The organism is Methylocapsa aurea, assembly GCF_000746085.1.
Taxonomy (GTDB): domain Bacteria; phylum Pseudomonadota; class Alphaproteobacteria; order Rhizobiales; family Beijerinckiaceae; genus Methylocapsa; species Methylocapsa aurea.
In genome coordinates this window covers 21,831-37,116 of the sequence record NZ_JQKO01000026.1, presented here as the reverse complement: position 1 = coordinate 37,116, position 15,286 = coordinate 21,831, and the positions used below count along the sequence as shown (strand labels likewise).

The window sequence follows — 15,286 nt, the reverse complement described above, 5'->3', positions numbered from 1 at the left end:
ATGCGTGACGCCCATGCGGGGCTGACCCGCTTCGATGATTTCCGCAAGAGTCTCGGTATCGCGCCGACGATGCTGACGGGGCGGCTTTCGGCCCTGACCGACGAGGGGCTGCTGGATAAACGCCGCTATTCCGACCGTCCGCCACGTGACGAATATGTGCTGACGGAAGCCGGCCGCGATTTTCTGCCGGTGCTGTTTGCGATCGGCTCGTGGGGACGCAAGCATCGCGGCGGGGGCAAGGTGACCCGGTTCTTCGACGCCGAGACCGGAACGGAGATCGATCCTGTCACCATCGACCGCGCGACCGGCGCTCCGGTCGGAACACGTCCCATTCGCGTCGCCGCGCCCGAATGAACGCCTCACGGCAGATGAAGCAGCGCCTGACAACTCCCATTGGAAGCCCGCTTCCAGCGCAAAGTTGGCGGTGGTGGTCCATGACCTGGGATCGAAGACGAAAGCGTCTTTCCCAATACGGACAAATGGCGGCTATTCCGACTTCAACACTCCGAACTGGTAATTCCGCTTCCGGCCCGTTGAAGACCAAATTCGAGCTGACCGCGCCCCAATACGCGGTCCTCATCGACCGGTTGGCACGCAACGTCCACGAACTTTGGCACGCAGTGTCATTTTTTCTGGCAAATCTGGCCCGCAGTGTCACGTATTTTGGCAAAGCGCGCCCCGACAACTGGCGAACCAAAAAGAAACTCGCGTAAAATCAATTAGGCCAGTGTCAGGATATTTGGCAACCGACAGAGCCTCTGCCCTGCGTCCTTGAAAGGCTATCTTAATGAGCGATGCTCCAATCCGCATCCGTCCGCTCGAGGCCCTCGATCGGGCTGGCTGGGAGCCTTTATGGAAAGGCTATCAGACTTTCTACGAAGTGGCGCTTCCCGTCTCGTCCATTGATCTCACCTTCGCCCGCCTGCTCGAGCCCGCCGAGCCGATGCATTGCGTCGTCGCGACCGATGGCGATGCTATCGTCGGCATTGCCCAATTTCTGTTCCATCGATCGACATGGACGCCCGGAGATTACTGCTATCTTCAGGATCTATTCGTATTGGAGACGCGGCGGGGCAACGGCGTCGGGCGGGCGCTGATTGAGGCCGTGGTCGCGCGCGCCAAGGCGCAAGGAGCCTCGCGCGTCTATTGGCTGACGCACGAGACGAACAAACAAGCCATGTGGCTCTACGACCAAGTGGCGGAGAAGTCGGGGTTTTTGCAATATCGGTTTGTCCTGTAGGATGGGCAGCGCCCCGCCCATCCAGTTCTTGACGCTCTGCGATCGTTTGACGGAAGTCTATGAAGCAAGACTTTTGGCGCGGCTTTTTCGGTGAGTCAGATCAGATTGGAAGCCCGGACCTTCCTCACCTGCAATCCCCATTCTCAGCGGCCCCGGCGCCAACGATAACTCCGGCCGGGGCGCCGAGATGAATTTCGTCATTGCTTACTTCGGCCAGAAGGATCTCTCTGTCCGAAGATATTCACCCGCGGTCGCCAGCCTACGCGTTCGAATTTGGTAGTTTTTCAGAGCGGCTCTGAAAGCCGTCAGAAAGAAAATCAGGCAAAACGGCGCAAACTCCAGCACCGGAAGAATATGCCCCGCCGCCCACGGCATCGTCGCGGACCTAATCAGCCAGGCAACAAAGAACAGCCAACCCAGTCCGAAGGACAGATAAGCGGTCCGCGCGGTCTCGCATTGACGTCGGAAAAGCAGATTCTCGAGCTCCTCAATCGATATCCCGTGATGAAACGCGGTCGCGGCCAGATCGAAAGTTCGATCGGCCAGCGTCCGTATTCCTCCATTAACGCGATGCCCACCAAAAACCGCCCCGCCAAGCGACTGGATCAGCCGTGCGTTCTGCGCGATCTGATCTCTTGGAATGGACTGCAACGGGCTGGCGGCGAGCCACTTCGCACCGCCCCATGCTCCGCTCAATAGCGACCTTTTCTCAGCTCCGGCGGACTTCTTCTCAGCGCGCAAGATAGGCATGGCTCTCGCTCCCCATTGATCCGATCACGGCGTTCCAATCATCCGGGAGCCCATCGACTCTCCCTTCTGACCCATCCGCCTTGCGCCACACGACCGTCGGCGTACCGCGCAGCCCGATCTCCTCGGCCGCCGCCATATTCACGCCAAGCCGCGCCGCAGCCTCCGGGCCGGCATGCCCCTTCAAATCGCCGCGCGACCATGCCGTCACCATTTGATCGGCGGACTTGCTCACCATCGCCAGCGCGGCGGCCGTGCTCCTACCCTGATCTTCATAGTCGAGAACCGAGACCGGAATGATCGCAAGCTGGACCTTTCCGCCTGCCACAAACAATTGCAGTTCCTGCAGCGCCCTGACGGAATAGCCGCAAAGCGGATCCACGAAAACCCACAGCCGCGGTGCGGAATCCGGACCGGATGTCCCGAAAGTCGTCCCCCTTACGAGATCGAGCGCCGATCGCTTCGCGCCAACGGGCACTGATGCGGTAGTGTCCTTCCCGATGACCGCTGTCGGCACGGCTCCGGTGATCGGCGTCACCTGCTCGCGCGTGACATTCTTGCCCGTCGCGTCCCACATGACCCCCGGGATCACGCGCTCGCCATCCGGCGTCGCATAGAGCACCTGAAACTGCTCTCCGTTACGCACGAACAGCCCGCGCAATCCATGCGCGGAGCCCATCTCCGTCACCTGACTTCCAGCGATCGTCAGCAGTTTCGACACCGGCAAATCCGACTGTAGGCCTGCGACCACGGCTTCCCCGTCGGGGGTCACCTCGAGCAGCATGAACTCCTCGCCATGCCGGGCGAGGACGCTTCGCAATCCATGCGCCGAACCGAGATCGGTGATCTTCGCTCCGGTCCCCGCGATATGCTTGAGCACGGGGACACGATCTATATCGACCGGCGTCCCCAGCACCAACCCGTCAAGAGCTTCCGAAACCGGCCTTGAATTGACCGCGTCCTGGAACACAATTGGAGGCTGACTTTCTAAGGCAGCCTCCTTTGCATTCTCGGCGATCTTGATCAACGGCGCTTCCAACGCGCAGCTCGGCGCTTTGAGAAGACTATCCGCGCTACAAATGCTTGGCGCGAGGAACATAGCGATGAGAAAAGTACCGGTGCGCATTACAAACCTCCTGTTACCTGCCGACAGGCTACAGGGACCCAGCGCGAACGCGTACAGATTAACTACCAGAAACAATGGCTCAAAATAATCAGGGCTAGGCGCGATAGCGCTGGCGACTCCGTCTAAAAGGGGGCCATAAATCCACCCGCCACATACAAACAATTAGAACGACCTCGATTCACTCGGCTGCCTCGGCATCGTTGCTCCGACGCCTTATCCTCAAAGCCCCGTTACCGGTCCCAACCAGTCGGTCAAAATCGTCGAAAAACGATCGTTGCAACGCATCCACTCGCTCTCTACAGCACCATTCAACGCTTATACATGCTTCTAGCACTGTTTTCTTTGCTGCCAGCCCTACAATGCTTCTTGCCTGCGTCCTTGCTATTCTTTCCATAGCTTCCACCCACGCCTCCCAAGGATCACGCCCCATCCAGTCAGGTATTCCACATCTAAAACTTATTTCAAGGGAAGACCTGTCTTCGGAGGACGCTCCAAGCCTCGCTACGATATAAAGACACTCGTCGCGCATCCGCACCAAGATTACATCGCCATCTAAACCGGACTGATGTCCCACTTTCCTCTCATCACCAAACACCGTCCCGCCACCTTCTTCGCACGAGTCATCTTCAACCGCATCTCCGCCCTTGACGCGAAAGTCCATAAACGTCAGCCCCGACACCCGACTACCCCTCAAAATATTTGCTACTCAATGATCGAACAACCACTCATCTGGCAGCGCGCGTCAGAAATTGCCAATACCGCAGTCAGACGTAGCGCGACTAAGTGATTGTTGCATTGACCAAGTGTTCCACATCCTACAGCAACAACCAAGTTCATATATTTATCACACTTAGTAGCGCCAGCCGCTGACGGCTTGGCAATCGCCCTTCTGATTAAACGACACGCCAGGCGGTTCCTCGCCACTCTTTCTCACCGGCTTCCAAGCTGAGTCGCTTTGCCGCACCTCCGCACTCCACATACCCCTGCATGCCACGCCCGAACGCGCGTTCGTGGCCAAGCGCTCGAGCCGGCCCGCCCCAGTACTCACATTCGAGATGCGCATGGATCAATCGATCAACCCCGCCCGAAGCGCTTTGGCGATGGCATGGGCGCTATTCAGCGCCTGTAGTTTGTGTCGGGCGGAATTGAGAACCGCCCTCACCGTTTCTGGCGAGATGCGCATCAAGATCGCGATCTCCCTCAGGCGGTTTCCTTCCGCGAACAATTTCAACGCGGTGATCTCGTGCTCCGCGATCTCATCCAAATCGGCGAAATCCTCCTGCACATGTAGGTGACGCGCGCGTTGATGCACGTAATGGGCGATTTGGACCATGTCCTTCATGAGCTCATCGCGCCGCGCGGACCATTCGGCGTCGCCTTCGTGCGATGTCGCCACGAAGATCGCGGAGAGCCCATTCATCGGTCCACTCACCGGAATTACGAGGCCCTGCCGACCGGTGCCGGCATCCGCGGCGTCGTTCAGTAGGCGTGCGATTTCGGCCTTGACTCGCGGTAAAAGCGACCACTCAAGCGAGTGGCGCCTGCGCAGCTCTTCGGCGCCGAACAAATTGTCCCGCGCTTCGCCTTGTCCTTCGCCTTGTGCCTGCCGATGAGCGAACCAGGCGTCGCTATAGGCCAGAGCCAAGAACGGGTCCTTGATCCGCCCCCAGCCAAACGATGGGCATATGTAAGCGATGTGGGCCAGCCTGTAGCGCCCGCGAACGAATTCGAGAAACCCGTGCAGCGCCATTTCTGTCAGATCCGCCTCTAATTGAAGCAGTGTCCTTAAATCGACATTATCAAGATTTCTCATTCATCTCACTGGGACCTTAGAGCAATAGTTGTCGGTCCATAGCTCAAGCTCGACCAAGATCATATTCCACTAAATGGGGAGGGGAATGTGCCGCAACCTCCATCAACAGCGCTCTCCCCGGCCGCCGTCATTTGGCCTTGTTTCTATGCGCCGCACGCACGATCCGGACCCTTTGGCTTTCCACCGCAGTGACAAAGCTAAAGGCGACGGCCCAGCCCACGAGATGCCGCGCCAATTCGAAACCACGAAGCCCCTGCCTTTTCGCATTCGCGCGGATCTCAACGATCCTCGGCTCATGCAGTCGAGATCGAGGACCATGACCAAATTTCGCGCGCCCCAACAAAGCCCTCATGGGCATGCTCAACCAGCAGATCCCCACATCCAAAAGCGATTTGAGTCGCCGACCAAAAAGCTCCCATCCAAACCATCGCTGCCAGACTCGCTCCGCGAGGGATTGCGGGAACTCTTCCCGACGCCGTTCGGCGAAGACATGCCCGACGAATTCCAGAAATTGCTCCAACAGATCGACCCGAAGTGACGATCCCCGCCGCCCCTCCTCCAAGCATTCGGCGCAACTCGCCGGCAGCCTTCGCGATTGACCAATTATTCAGCGGCGCAAGCTCCTGCGTCCAGGCTGGAGATACGAGCCGGGGAGGGACTGCGCCGGCATGACCTTTAGTCTGGCGAGCTTTGCGGTTCGATCATCTCAGAGCGCGGTTTTTTACGGCAGGCCACCGTCAAGATGAGCATGCAGAACGTTGAAAGCGGCAGAGGCGAGCAAACACTGCTCGGCCGCAGGTCCAACTACGGCAACGTCACGATCCTCGGGGCTCGGAGCAGTTTGGAGGATCTTCGCATCATCGACTCGCGGCTGAACCTGCCAACAACGACGACCGTCGGGTGACAGCGCCTCTTCGCCAAAGTTTCCTACCATATGCAGAGACTGGACAATTGAAGGAGATAAGGTGCAGCCGGGAGAATATCTGTTAGTTTCGAGGATCGCTGATCTCGATTTGAGTTCGATTCAATCCTTCCCGTCACCACACTCCTCGTAAGCAAAGGCATCATGGACACTCCAATCGAACGCATCCACGCGAAGATCACTGAACTGGAAGCGAAGATCGCGGATCTTCGGATGGCCGAGCGCGAAATCCAGGCTCTCGATAAGAGTCCGGAGCCAAAGACAAGTGTTGCGCCTGGGCGAAAGCCAAGACAGAAGCCTGGGCCAAAGGTAATCATTCGACCGGCGCTCAGAGTCAGGCCGAAGGCAAGCGGCGGCGACGCGGCGCCTCAAACCATCGGCGGGGCCATCGCAGGGGTCCTCGATTAGCATGGAGCCCTTTCGGTCGCCGAGATCGTCGAGCATATCAATGCCGCCGGCGGAGACATCACCAACCGGTCTGTCTCCTTTACGCTTCAATCGTTGAAAAAACGCGGACTCGTCAAAAGCGCGGACGGCAAGTGGCAACCGGGGAAGACCCGCTCTCCTCGTGTTCCGACGTTGCCCGCCGGTCGGGCCCAGGAGACAGGCCCGGCGGCTTAAGGAAGGCAGGATTTCTGGATTATCATTGCCATCCGAAGCGCCAGGAAGAGCCAGAAATCCAGTCCGCCGAAAGCAATCGAATGTTCCGCCGCCACCTTACCATCGGCCCGATTTCCTGCTAAATTACTTGCATGAGCGCGCTGCCCAAGATCCCGATCCGGATGACCGTCGCGGAGTTCTTCGCCTGGAACCCGCCCTCGCCCCAGCTCTGGCAGCTGGTGGATGGCGAGCCGCAGGCTATGGCTCCTCCCAACCATACCCACGGAGCCATCCAAGCCGAGCTCGCCCGACTCATCGGCAATACGCTCGGGGAACGGGGGAGCCCCTGCCATGTCGTCGTCACACCCGGCGTGATCCCCCGCGTTCAGTCGGAGACCAACGTCCGCATCCCCGACCTCGCCGTGACCTGTTCCGGCTATGACGCCGAAGAAAGCGCTCTTGCGAATCCCATCCTGCTGATCGAGATTCTCTCCCCGAGCAATCAGGCGGAAACCTGGGCCAATGTCTGGGCCTACACGACCATCCCCAGCGTTCAGGAAATCCTCGTCCTCAAGACCGCCTCGATCGGCGCCGAGCTCCTCCGCCGCAATCAGGACGGATCCTGGCCGAGCAAGCCCTTGACCATCGAGACCGGCGAGCTGACGCTCGAGAGCATAGGCTTCGGCATTCCTCTCGCCGCCGCTTATCGAACGACGCGGCTCGCGACGAACAAATAGCAAAATCTCCTCATCACAAGATTCCCCAAGCGCGATACCGGCCGCGCCCAGTGATCTCGCGGAGGCCGAGCTCGGCGACCATGTCTTGCGCCGCGCGCGGCGTCACGCCGAGTTCCGCTGCGATCATCCCGGCCGAGGCGATCGGCCTCGCCATGACGAAATCGACCAGGGCCGGCAACCGGGAGCTGGATCGCTTGCCTTTGAGCTTGCCCTCCAAGCTCCGCCGGGTGAGCAGCCAGCGGTCGTGGTCCTTCATGCCGGCCTCGGCCCCCGTCGCGATCGCCTCAAGGAAGGCGACTAGCCGCGTCGCATGATCCGGGGACCGACGCTTCTCGCGGCGGATGTGGCGCAGCCCGGAATTGAGGCAAAGGAGATGCGCCCGCGTTTTCCGCCGCTCCCGAATCAGCGCAGGAACCAGCAGATTGCCGAGCCAAACCTGACGCTCGAGCGGCGGATTGGTCTCCCAGGCGTCCCACAGCAGAGCCGCCGCCAGGAGGGGAGGAGTGGATCGGGACGCCGCGGCGCCGCTCCGCCAAGCCTCCAGCTTCTCGCCATCCTCCCAATCCGGATCATAAATGAGCGGATCCCGCACGAGCCTCGCCACGGCTGGGCCTGCGGCGAGAAATTGGTTGCTGCGCTCGAGCGCGCGATCCAGCGCCGCGAGTTCGTCGGCGAGTGGGTCTGCGCCGGCGTCGTCGAGCAATCCCGGCGCTGTCCCGTCCCCGCAATCCGCGGCTTCATCCGCGCGCGTTGCGTCCGCCGGTCCGCTTTCGCCATCGCCGTGAAGGGCGGCGAGGCCCTCTGCGCTCATGGCCCAATCCGGCGCGCCGCCGGCGATCCGCCGACGGATCCGCAGCGCCGCCTGGGCGCGGGTCAATTCATGCGTCGGCGAACGGACGTCCATCCGCGCGTCGTGCAGGACGAGATCCTCGAGAGTCACGAGCTCGCCGGCGAGCCAAAGGCTCGCGCAGGCGTCCTGGAAATGAGTTCGGCTGATCCAGCCCTCTGCGATCGGGCTCGACCGCAGTCGTTCGTCGAGCCGGGCGAGCGCGTCTTCCGCGGCCGCGAGCGGACCCGAAATTTTATCCCAAGGGATCAAATCAGGAATTGCTTGCTCCCCCATCAGCTTCGTGTGCTTCTCGGGCTTCAGCCGCCGAGCGTTGGCGCCGGGTCAGCCGCCCGGACCTCCGCCATGTGCCTGCGCCATGTGCCTGCGCGAATTGGAAAGGACCTTCCATAGTCTCGAAAGGCCCGGCGGACCTCCCCCGCCCCAATCCTCAAACCACACCCTATCGCGTGGGCGACTTTGACGCCAATGTTCCGGCAGCCAGATGTTCGAAGAAAGAGGATATCAATATGCGCAAGCTTTCCTCTTCAATCAAAGACATCGCCGCCGTCGGTTCAACCCAGCGCGTCTCTCGCTGTTGGGACTCAGGCCAGGTCTTGCTCTGCCGCTTCACCAGCAGGGGAAATACGCGCACTTCGCAGGGAATGATAATTCCATCCTCATCCGGGCGCTTGTCGTAGGAGAAAACTCCTATGGCCTTTGTCTTGATCGAGCCCCGGACCCCGGCCTCCTCGAAAGCTTCGCGGGCGGCCGACTTCGCCGGAGTCAGTCCTTTGATGGGCCAGCCTTTGGGAATGATCCACCGCTTCGTCTGCCTTGTGGTGACGAGAAGAATCTCAGGAGCTCCTGATTTCGTCAGGCGGTAAGGCAAAGCGCCATATTGAAGGCGGACCGCCAAGCTGGGCTTCGGAGCAGATTTGCTTCTGGAAATCGGTCTTCCCCTAATTGGGGCGCCACATCGTGGCGCGCCGCGGCGAAAATTTTAGGCTTTCAGAGAAAGCTCCAGATGTCTGTCCGCTTCATCGTGGCGCCTTCCAAAGCCAGCGGGACCGGAACATCATAGGAAGCGAGCGAGCAAAGCTTTTCTCGGGGAAGATAAGCGCGCCCCGGGTCGCCAATGAGAACCGGGGTTCCGCTCCTTGCGCGATCTTCCAGCCAGATTGTAATTCGCGCGGCCATATCAGGCTGATAGGAAACATCACCCGCCAAAATAAGATCCCATGGCTCCTCGGAGCCGACCAGGTCGCAGAGTCGCGTTTTGATGATCACCGCGTTTTCAATTGCATTCAGAGCAATCGCCGCCCCGGCGAAACAATCGAGATCATTGGCTTCAACTTCACTTGCCCCAGCCCGCGCCGCGGCGATTGCGACAAGGCCGGAGCCCGCCGCCAAATCGAGCACTCTTTTTCCCCTTACCAGTTCGGGATGATCGCAGATATAGCGCGCAAGCGCCTGGCCTCCGGCCCAGGCAAAAGCCCAGAAGGGTGGCGGGCCAAGCCCTCGCTCCATTTCATCCTCGGTCTTTCGCCATAGTTCCGTCCCCTCTTCAGCGAGATAGAGTTTTATACGCGGCGTCAGAGGGACCTGCGAGAGCCTGGTGTTGGCGCGGATGAAAGCGCTACAATCTTTGATCAAGCCAGGCCCAACCCTCATTAAATACACCTGGCCATTATACGGCAGTTATCTGTTGGCCCTGTCAACGTTCAGATCCGGGATAGACCTTTTGGAAGAGCGGAAATCGCATTCTGCTGTCCGTCGCCACAACAATATCCGGGTCACTTTAAAGCGCGACGCGCCAACATCATGTTTAGTTCGCTGCGCCGCCGCCTTCACGCGACGCGCCGCGTCGCTCCAACACTCATTGCAGCGCCTCGCTAGTCTGAAAAACACGATCGAAATTCCGTCTAAACGCTCCGACCGCATTGACGCTCTCAATGACCACGAGGTCATTGTCCTGCCGCTTCAGGCCTGACGGCGAGAAATTGGCGGAGCCGGTGCGTAGGACGCGCCCGTCAATCTGGAACGCTTTGAGGTGCATGAGCGGCTCGCCCGCTTGCTTTTTCTTGATTACGACGCCAGGCGTCAGCTTCAAGTCATGGAAGGGTTGTTTCGGATCACGCGAGCCAAACTGCCCACCGTCGAGATAGACACGAATGGCGACGCCACGATCTGCGGCTCGCGTAAGCGCCTGGATCACGGCAAAATCGGTGAGAACGTAGGCCGCCATATCGATGCGCGTCTTTGCCTGATCGATCAGGGCGACGTCTATATGCTCCAGGTTTTCGGCCGGCGCATAGTGGAGGGCGGCCGCCTCGGCGACAATCCGCTCGGCGCCGTCATGATGCAGGCGCATGGCAGGGCCGGCCGTCGTCAAAGCGAGAAGGCTAGCCGCTGCTGCGATGACATAGACGATGCGGCGATAAGTCATGCTAAAGGCGTGAATCGCCGCGGAATCGATGCGCGATTGGCTTTCCGCCGTTTGGCGATACTCGAAAGCCTTCCGCCCCGCGCGCGTCGTGAATGGACGGCCAGAGCTGATTTCCCTCGGCAACGGCGTCGTCGAGGCTTTCAAACGCGCCGGCGACAACGTGCAAGACTTCAGGCTCCGTAAATCCGTCCATGTGACGGATGAACTCGATCCGATAGTCCGTTCGCGCGGGCTGACGCCACACGCTTTTGATTGTCCTCGCCATGGAATATCCCCTCTTTGCCCCCGCATTTTTCGCGATCTCAAACGGCCGCCTGGACGATCAATTCGATCGCCTTGACGCTGCGCACCGGCCCTTATGTTCGCGGTTCGTTCTACCACTGGTTGGTGGCGGGCGCAAGAGCAGTGCGCTCGGTTGCAATCGTCAGCTCCGATAGGCCCGACTGTGAATAGGCCCCGCCGTGCGCCCCTGCAAACAGGCCGCTCGCCGCGATGTCCCGGGCATTCCCCCGTTCGCACCGAGCCGCTCCCGCTGTGGAGTCCGGTCTGAGGCGCGCCGATGCAAATGCCTTCGACACTTCGCCCCTGGACGTCAATGGTCGTGTCTCCAACGCCTTCGCCGCAGAGCGGCCGGGTTTTGGCGCATTTAAGGTCATGGCGCTGCCGGACCCGTCAAGCGCTTCCGGGTCTTGCCGAGAGCATCGGTTCTCGTCTATCGATTCAACATGCCTATTCGGCCGCAATTTCGCTGGTTCTATCCGATCGATTGGCGGGAGCTTTCGGCCGTGATCCGCTTCGAGCGGGCAAAAGGCTGCTGCGAACATTGCGCGCGGCCGCATGGTCGGATCGTCATCTGCCTCAGTGACGGGCGTTGGTGGGACGCAGGGCGCTCGGCGTGGCGCGACGGCCAAGGCCGACTTTTGCGGCATGGGCCCGAGATAATCTCGTTGGCTGAGATCCGCTCCACACGCGTTTATTTGGCGACGGCGCATCTCGACCATGATCCAGCAAACAACCGTCCGCGCAATCTGAAGGCTCTTTGCCAGCGCTGCCACCTGCGGCATGATCGGGACGAGCATCGCCGCCAGCGCTGGCTCACGCTGCGCATGCGCAAAGCGCTCGGCGATCTGTTCCTCGGGCCTTACAAATTCGGGTAATCGTCTAAGCGCGCTTGATCACGCCTTAAGTCCGCGCCGGCCGATATGCTCAAAGCGCGAGTGAGCAAAGAGCAGAGTCGCGTTGGCGGTTGGCGGCTCTCGATTGCTATGCAGGTCTCATAATCCAACTGAGGCGTCGCCGCTTGCAGCCAACGACCAGACCCGCGCCATTTTCCGGGAGCCGCGATCCGGGTGACCGCCGCCGTCGATCACAGCTGTCGCTGCGTTGGAGCATTATCCGCGAAATAGTCCCTCAGGTCTTTCGCGCTGGCCTCATCCACTCTTCCAGTTTCGTCCAGCGTCGCCGTCCTGCCCCGCTCTTCACCGCGATCGCCATCGCCCGGCGCTGGCCGACAATGACCACGAGGCGCTTGCCGCGCGTAACGGCGGTATAGACGAGGTTTCGCGCCAGCATCGTGTAATGCTGCGTTGCAAGGGTGATGACGACGGCTGGATATTCGGAACCTTGCGATTTGTGGATCGTCATCGCATAGGCGGGAAGCAGCGCGTCGAGCTCACTGAGCGGATATTCGACCTCGCGCCCGTCGAAGCCGGCGACCAGAAGGCCTTCAGCCTCATCGATGCGCAGCACCGTCCCAAGGTCGCCGTTGAAGACGTCGCGGTCGTAATCGTTCTCGGTCTGCATGATCTTGTCGCCGGGCGCGAAGACCGAGCCGAATTTTTCAATGCGGACGGAGGGGTTGGGGTTGAGCGCCTTTTGAAGATCGGCGTTGAGCGAACGCGCGCCGAGTGCGCCGCGTTGCATGGGACACAGAACCTGGATGTCTTGGATCGGGTCGAGGTGATACCGCCGCGGAATGCGTTCGCGGACGAGTTCGACGACCTTGGCCGCTCCGTCCTCCGGACCCTTGGCCTCGACGAACCAGAAGTCCGACTCTTCGCCGCGCTTCGGCCATTCCGGCATCTCGCCGCGATTGATCCGGTGGGCGTTGACAATGATGCGGCTCTCGGCGGCCTGGCGGAACACTTCGGTCAAGCGGGCGACCGGGATCGCGCCGGAATTGATAACATCGGAGAGGACCTGGCCGGGCCCGACCGAGGGGAGCTGGTCGACGTCGCCGACGAGCAGCAGGGCCGCCCTCGATGGGACCGCCTTCATGACGGCGAACATCAATGAAATATCCACCATGCTCGTCTCGTCGATCACGAGCAGGTCGCAGTCGAGCGGATTCTCGGCATTGCGCTTGAACCCGCCGTGCATGGGATCGATCTCGAGCAGGCGATGGATGGTTTTCGCCTCGAGGCCGGTCTGCTCCGTCATCCGTTTGGCGGCGCGCCCGGTCGGCGCGCCGAGGAGGATTTTCACGCCTTTGGCGGCGAGGATGCGCAGGATGGCGTCGAGCAGCGTCGTCTTGCCGACGCCGGGCCCTCCGGTGACCACCGCCACCTTCGCCTGCAGCGCCATCCCAATGGCTGCGCGTTGCGACGCGGCGAGCGTCTTGCCGGTCTTCTTCTCGACCCATGGGATCGCCTTTTCGGCGTCGATCGCGGGCCAAGGCGGGGCGCCCTTCGCCAAGACGAGAAGCCGGTCCGCGACGCCGCGTTCGGCGAGATAGAGGCCGCGCAGGAAAATGCAGGGCTCTCCGCCGATCGCGTCGGCGACGACCTCGTCATGAGCGAGCTCATGCTCCAGCGCCGATTTGACGATGGTCTTGTCGACTTCGAGGAGCTTGGTCGCGAGCTCGACGAGTGTCTCAACCGGAAGCCCGCAGTGGCCTTCGTCGGTCGCCTCCTGCAGGGCGAAGGAGATCCCGGCTCGAACCCGCTGCGGCGCCTCGCGGGTCATGCCCATCTTCATGGCGATCGCGTCGGCGGTCCGAAAGCCGATGCCTTTAATGTCGCGGGCGAGCCGATAGGGATCCTCGGTCATCACCTGAATGGCGTCATGGCCATAGGTCTTGAAGATGCGCACCGCCCGCGACGTGCCGACGCCATGCGAATGCAGGAAGACCATGATGTCCCGCACCGCTTTCTGTTCGGCCCAGCCCGCGGCGATCTTCCCAGCGCGGAATTCGCCGATCCCAGACACTTCCCTTAGCTTCTCTGGATTGGCCTCGATGATTTCGAAGGTCGCTTCGCCGAAGGCGGCGACGATCCGATTGGCGAGCTTGGGACCGATGCCGCGCACCATGCCGGAGCCGAGATATTTCTCGATGCCTTCGGCCGTCGTCGGCGGCGTCGTCTTGAGCAGATCGGCCTTGAACTGAAGGCCATGCGTTCGGTCGGTGAGCCAGACGCCGACGGCGTGGATGAATTCGCCGGCGGAAATCGAAGCGGCATGGCCGACCACCGCGACGAGGTCGCGCCGCCCGCGCGCCTTCACCCTCAGGACCGCGAAGCCATTCTCCTCATTGTGAAAAGTCACTCGCTCGACGGAGCCGACGAGCGTTTCACGGGAAGAGGCGGCGGAGACGGCGGGTTTCAAGGCTCACGGCCTTTGCTCAAAGTGGAAGAATAAATGATATCAAACGACTCTTCCGATCCACTTGCAATCACGCCCAAGCCATCAGCGGCGGCCGATGCGCTTTCGTTTGGTCATGGCCGAGGAGTTGTTCGGCGCTCGGGATGGACCGCGGTCTCACGATAGGCTGGGAAATTCTTACGATCGTTTGCGTGGATTTGGCGGCAACCAAATAAGCCTGCCGCGCGATGCGGCGACGGCGAATGCTCGTTGGGAGGCGGAGGTTGGGAAGCCGGCGCCATATCTCCGGTTGAGGCGTTTGGCATGCGCAGATTGGATATCGCGTGCGTAAAATCCTCGGGGAGTTGCCTCAGCCTGACCAGCCAGGATTAGTTAAGCGGATCCTTAAGCCGGCAGAAAGTCTCATTACGGACGCCGATAGCCAGCGCTTTGGATACTTACCTATCCGATGGTCTCCTGACGGATTCTCAGTTGGCGTAGCGTCAAGGAACTGCGCGATTGGAAAGCTGGAACTTCAAATCTCAAACGGCGTTGTTGGAAATCAGCTGTTGACTTTTCGGTCACGATATATTCGAAGACGAATCAATGCGACTCACAGCGCCCCTTGGAAAAGGTTTCCTACAAAGGGAGCGATCTGAATAATTGAATTCAGAGTACGCGCTCGCCATTTCATAGTTTGCAGGATCGGCCGACTCGGTTTGATTCGACAGCAACAATCCCCGCCCCCCGATCAACAGGAGCAAATTCATCATGGACACTGCACTCGAACGCATCCACGCGAAGATTGCTGATCTGGAGGCGAAGATCGGCGACCTACGCATCGCCGAGCGGGAGCTCCAGGCTCTGGAAAAGACTTCGGCGCGACCGACAAAAGCGGCGTCGGAGCCAAAGGCGAAACAGAAGCCAGGGCCAAAGCCGGTTCGTCAACCGAAGCTCAAGGGTAAGCTGGAAGCGGGCGAGCCGCGCCAGACCATCGGCGCCGCGATCTCCGCGGTCCTCGCCGAGCATGGTCCCCTTTCGGCCGCCGAGATCGCCGAGCAGGTCAAGGCCACAGGCCGGGACATCAATAATCGGACCGTGTCCTTTTCGCTTCAAGCGTTAAAAAAGCGCGGCCTCGCCAAAAACATCGACGGCAAGTGGGCCGCGCCAAAGGCGCGCGGTCGTAAAGCAGCATCAGCGTCCGCCGTCAGCGCGAACGAGACGCAGGCGGCGGCTTAAAGGCTGCC

16 protein-coding genes are annotated in these 15,286 nt (G+C 60.6%); 7 read left to right on the top strand and 9 right to left on the bottom strand.

The features are described from left to right. From DL86_RS14490 to DL86_RS14480, 3 genes are all read left to right on the top strand, one after another. Positions 1 to 354, top strand: a 354-nt coding sequence (locus tag DL86_RS14490; protein WP_036262922.1) for a winged helix-turn-helix transcriptional regulator, incomplete at its 5' end; no start/stop codon positions are given. Positions 355 to 434: 80 nt separating this feature from the next. Beyond that, the gene (locus tag DL86_RS19955) at positions 435 to 713 is read left to right on the top strand and encodes a hypothetical protein (protein ID WP_156964673.1); all 279 of its coding nucleotides are present in this window, start codon (positions 435 to 437) and stop codon (positions 711 to 713) included. Positions 714 to 787: 74 nt separating this feature from the next. Then, positions 788 to 1,240, top strand: a complete 453-nt coding sequence (locus tag DL86_RS14480) for a GNAT family N-acetyltransferase (protein WP_036262916.1) — start codon at positions 788 to 790, stop codon at positions 1,238 to 1,240. Between the two features lie 204 nt (positions 1,241 to 1,444). On the opposite strand, the gene DL86_RS14475 is transcribed toward DL86_RS14480, so the two are convergent. The 4 genes from DL86_RS14475 to DL86_RS14460 form a co-directional block, all read right to left on the bottom strand. Next, on the bottom strand, positions 1,445 to 1,990 hold the full coding sequence (locus DL86_RS14475; RefSeq protein ID WP_036262914.1) for a hypothetical protein: 546 nt from the start codon (positions 1,988 to 1,990) through the stop codon (positions 1,445 to 1,447). After that, positions 1,971 to 3,113 carry a hypothetical protein gene (locus DL86_RS14470; protein WP_202899215.1) on the bottom strand — a complete coding sequence of 381 codons (1,143 nt, stop codon included), beginning with the start codon at positions 3,111 to 3,113 and terminating at the stop codon, positions 1,971 to 1,973. Before DL86_RS14470 ends, DL86_RS14475 begins: the two co-directional genes overlap by 20 nt. Before the next feature lie 178 nt (positions 3,114 to 3,291). After that, on the bottom strand, positions 3,292 to 3,774 hold the full coding sequence (locus tag DL86_RS20360; RefSeq protein WP_036262911.1) for a hypothetical protein: 483 nt from the start codon (positions 3,772 to 3,774) through the stop codon (positions 3,292 to 3,294). Between the two features lie 405 nt (positions 3,775 to 4,179). Continuing rightward, the gene (locus DL86_RS14460) at positions 4,180 to 4,863 is read right to left on the bottom strand and encodes a helix-turn-helix transcriptional regulator (protein ID WP_245276387.1); all 684 of its coding nucleotides are present in this window, start codon (positions 4,861 to 4,863) and stop codon (positions 4,180 to 4,182) included. Between the two features lie 805 nt (positions 4,864 to 5,668). Between DL86_RS14460 and DL86_RS19950 the strand changes: the two genes are divergently transcribed. Continuing rightward, entirely contained in the window at positions 5,669 to 5,830 is a 162-nt protein-coding gene (locus DL86_RS19950) for a hypothetical protein (RefSeq protein ID WP_156964672.1), read from the top strand. A gap of 770 nt (positions 5,831 to 6,600) precedes the next feature. Continuing rightward, positions 6,601 to 7,185 (top strand): Uma2 family endonuclease, encoded by a 585-nt coding sequence (locus DL86_RS14445; RefSeq protein ID WP_036262901.1) that lies wholly within the window; start codon positions 6,601 to 6,603, stop codon positions 7,183 to 7,185. Between the two features lie 13 nt (positions 7,186 to 7,198). Here DL86_RS14445 and DL86_RS14440 read toward each other — a convergent pair whose 3' ends face one another. From DL86_RS14440 to DL86_RS14425, 4 genes are all read right to left on the bottom strand, one after another. Beyond that, on the bottom strand, positions 7,199 to 8,308 hold the full coding sequence (locus DL86_RS14440; RefSeq protein WP_036262898.1) for an RHE_PE00001 family protein: 1,110 nt from the start codon (positions 8,306 to 8,308) through the stop codon (positions 7,199 to 7,201). 166 nt (positions 8,309 to 8,474) lie between these two features. Beyond that, positions 8,475 to 8,930: an NUDIX hydrolase gene (locus tag DL86_RS14435; RefSeq protein ID WP_036262896.1), complete on the bottom strand. Its 456-nt coding sequence runs from the start codon at positions 8,928 to 8,930 to the stop codon at positions 8,475 to 8,477. Positions 8,931 to 9,022: 92 nt separating this feature from the next. Next, complete coding sequence (locus DL86_RS14430; RefSeq protein WP_036262894.1) at positions 9,023 to 9,685, bottom strand: class I SAM-dependent methyltransferase; 663 nt, start codon at positions 9,683 to 9,685, stop codon at positions 9,023 to 9,025. Between the two features lie 205 nt (positions 9,686 to 9,890). Further along, complete coding sequence (locus tag DL86_RS14425) at positions 9,891 to 10,460, bottom strand: phospholipase D-like domain-containing protein (protein WP_036262932.1); 570 nt, start codon at positions 10,458 to 10,460, stop codon at positions 9,891 to 9,893. A 725-nt stretch (positions 10,461 to 11,185) separates the two neighbouring features. Here DL86_RS14425 and DL86_RS14420 point away from each other — a divergent pair. Continuing rightward, positions 11,186 to 11,617, top strand: a complete 432-nt coding sequence (locus DL86_RS14420) for a hypothetical protein (protein WP_036262893.1) — start codon at positions 11,186 to 11,188, stop codon at positions 11,615 to 11,617. Between the two features lie 253 nt (positions 11,618 to 11,870). Here the strand turns inward: DL86_RS14420 and recD2 are convergent, their stop codons facing one another. Further along, positions 11,871 to 14,063, bottom strand: coding sequence for an SF1B family DNA helicase RecD2 (gene recD2, locus DL86_RS14415; protein ID WP_036262892.1), 2,193 nt, complete (start codon positions 14,061 to 14,063; stop codon positions 11,871 to 11,873). 747 nt (positions 14,064 to 14,810) lie between these two features. On the opposite strand from recD2, the gene DL86_RS14410 reads away from it, so the two are divergent. Further along, positions 14,811 to 15,278, top strand: a complete 468-nt coding sequence (locus DL86_RS14410; protein ID WP_036262891.1) for a winged-helix domain-containing protein — start codon at positions 14,811 to 14,813, stop codon at positions 15,276 to 15,278. Positions 15,279 to 15,286: the final 8 nt, after the last annotated feature.

Excerpts from the sequence above, each read along its gene's own strand:
- DL86_RS19955 (WP_156964673.1), top strand. The coding sequence starts at position 435 with ATGACCTGGGATCGAAGACGAAAGCGTCTTTCCCAATACGGACAAATG.
- DL86_RS14480 (WP_036262916.1), top strand. The coding sequence starts at position 788 with ATGAGCGATGCTCCAATCCGCATCCGTCCGCTCGAGGCCCTCGATCGG.
- DL86_RS14475 (WP_036262914.1), bottom strand. The coding sequence starts at position 1,990 with ATGCCTATCTTGCGCGCTGAGAAGAAGTCCGCCGGAGCTGAGAAAAGG.
- DL86_RS14470 (WP_202899215.1), bottom strand. The coding sequence starts at position 3,113 with ATGCGCACCGGTACTTTTCTCATCGCTATGTTCCTCGCGCCAAGCATT.
- DL86_RS20360 (WP_036262911.1), bottom strand. The coding sequence starts at position 3,774 with ATGGACTTTCGCGTCAAGGGCGGAGATGCGGTTGAAGATGACTCGTGC.
- DL86_RS14460 (WP_245276387.1), bottom strand. The coding sequence starts at position 4,863 with ATGGCGCTGCACGGGTTTCTCGAATTCGTTCGCGGGCGCTACAGGCTG.
- DL86_RS19950 (WP_156964672.1), top strand. The coding sequence starts at position 5,669 with ATGAGCATGCAGAACGTTGAAAGCGGCAGAGGCGAGCAAACACTGCTC.
- DL86_RS14445 (WP_036262901.1), top strand. The coding sequence starts at position 6,601 with ATGAGCGCGCTGCCCAAGATCCCGATCCGGATGACCGTCGCGGAGTTC.
- DL86_RS14440 (WP_036262898.1), bottom strand. The coding sequence starts at position 8,308 with ATGGGGGAGCAAGCAATTCCTGATTTGATCCCTTGGGATAAAATTTCG.
- DL86_RS14430 (WP_036262894.1), bottom strand. The coding sequence starts at position 9,685 with ATGAGGGTTGGGCCTGGCTTGATCAAAGATTGTAGCGCTTTCATCCGC.
- DL86_RS14425 (WP_036262932.1), bottom strand. The coding sequence starts at position 10,460 with ATGACTTATCGCCGCATCGTCTATGTCATCGCAGCAGCGGCTAGCCTT.
- DL86_RS14420 (WP_036262893.1), top strand. The coding sequence starts at position 11,186 with ATGCCTATTCGGCCGCAATTTCGCTGGTTCTATCCGATCGATTGGCGG.
- DL86_RS14410 (WP_036262891.1), top strand. The coding sequence starts at position 14,811 with ATGGACACTGCACTCGAACGCATCCACGCGAAGATTGCTGATCTGGAG.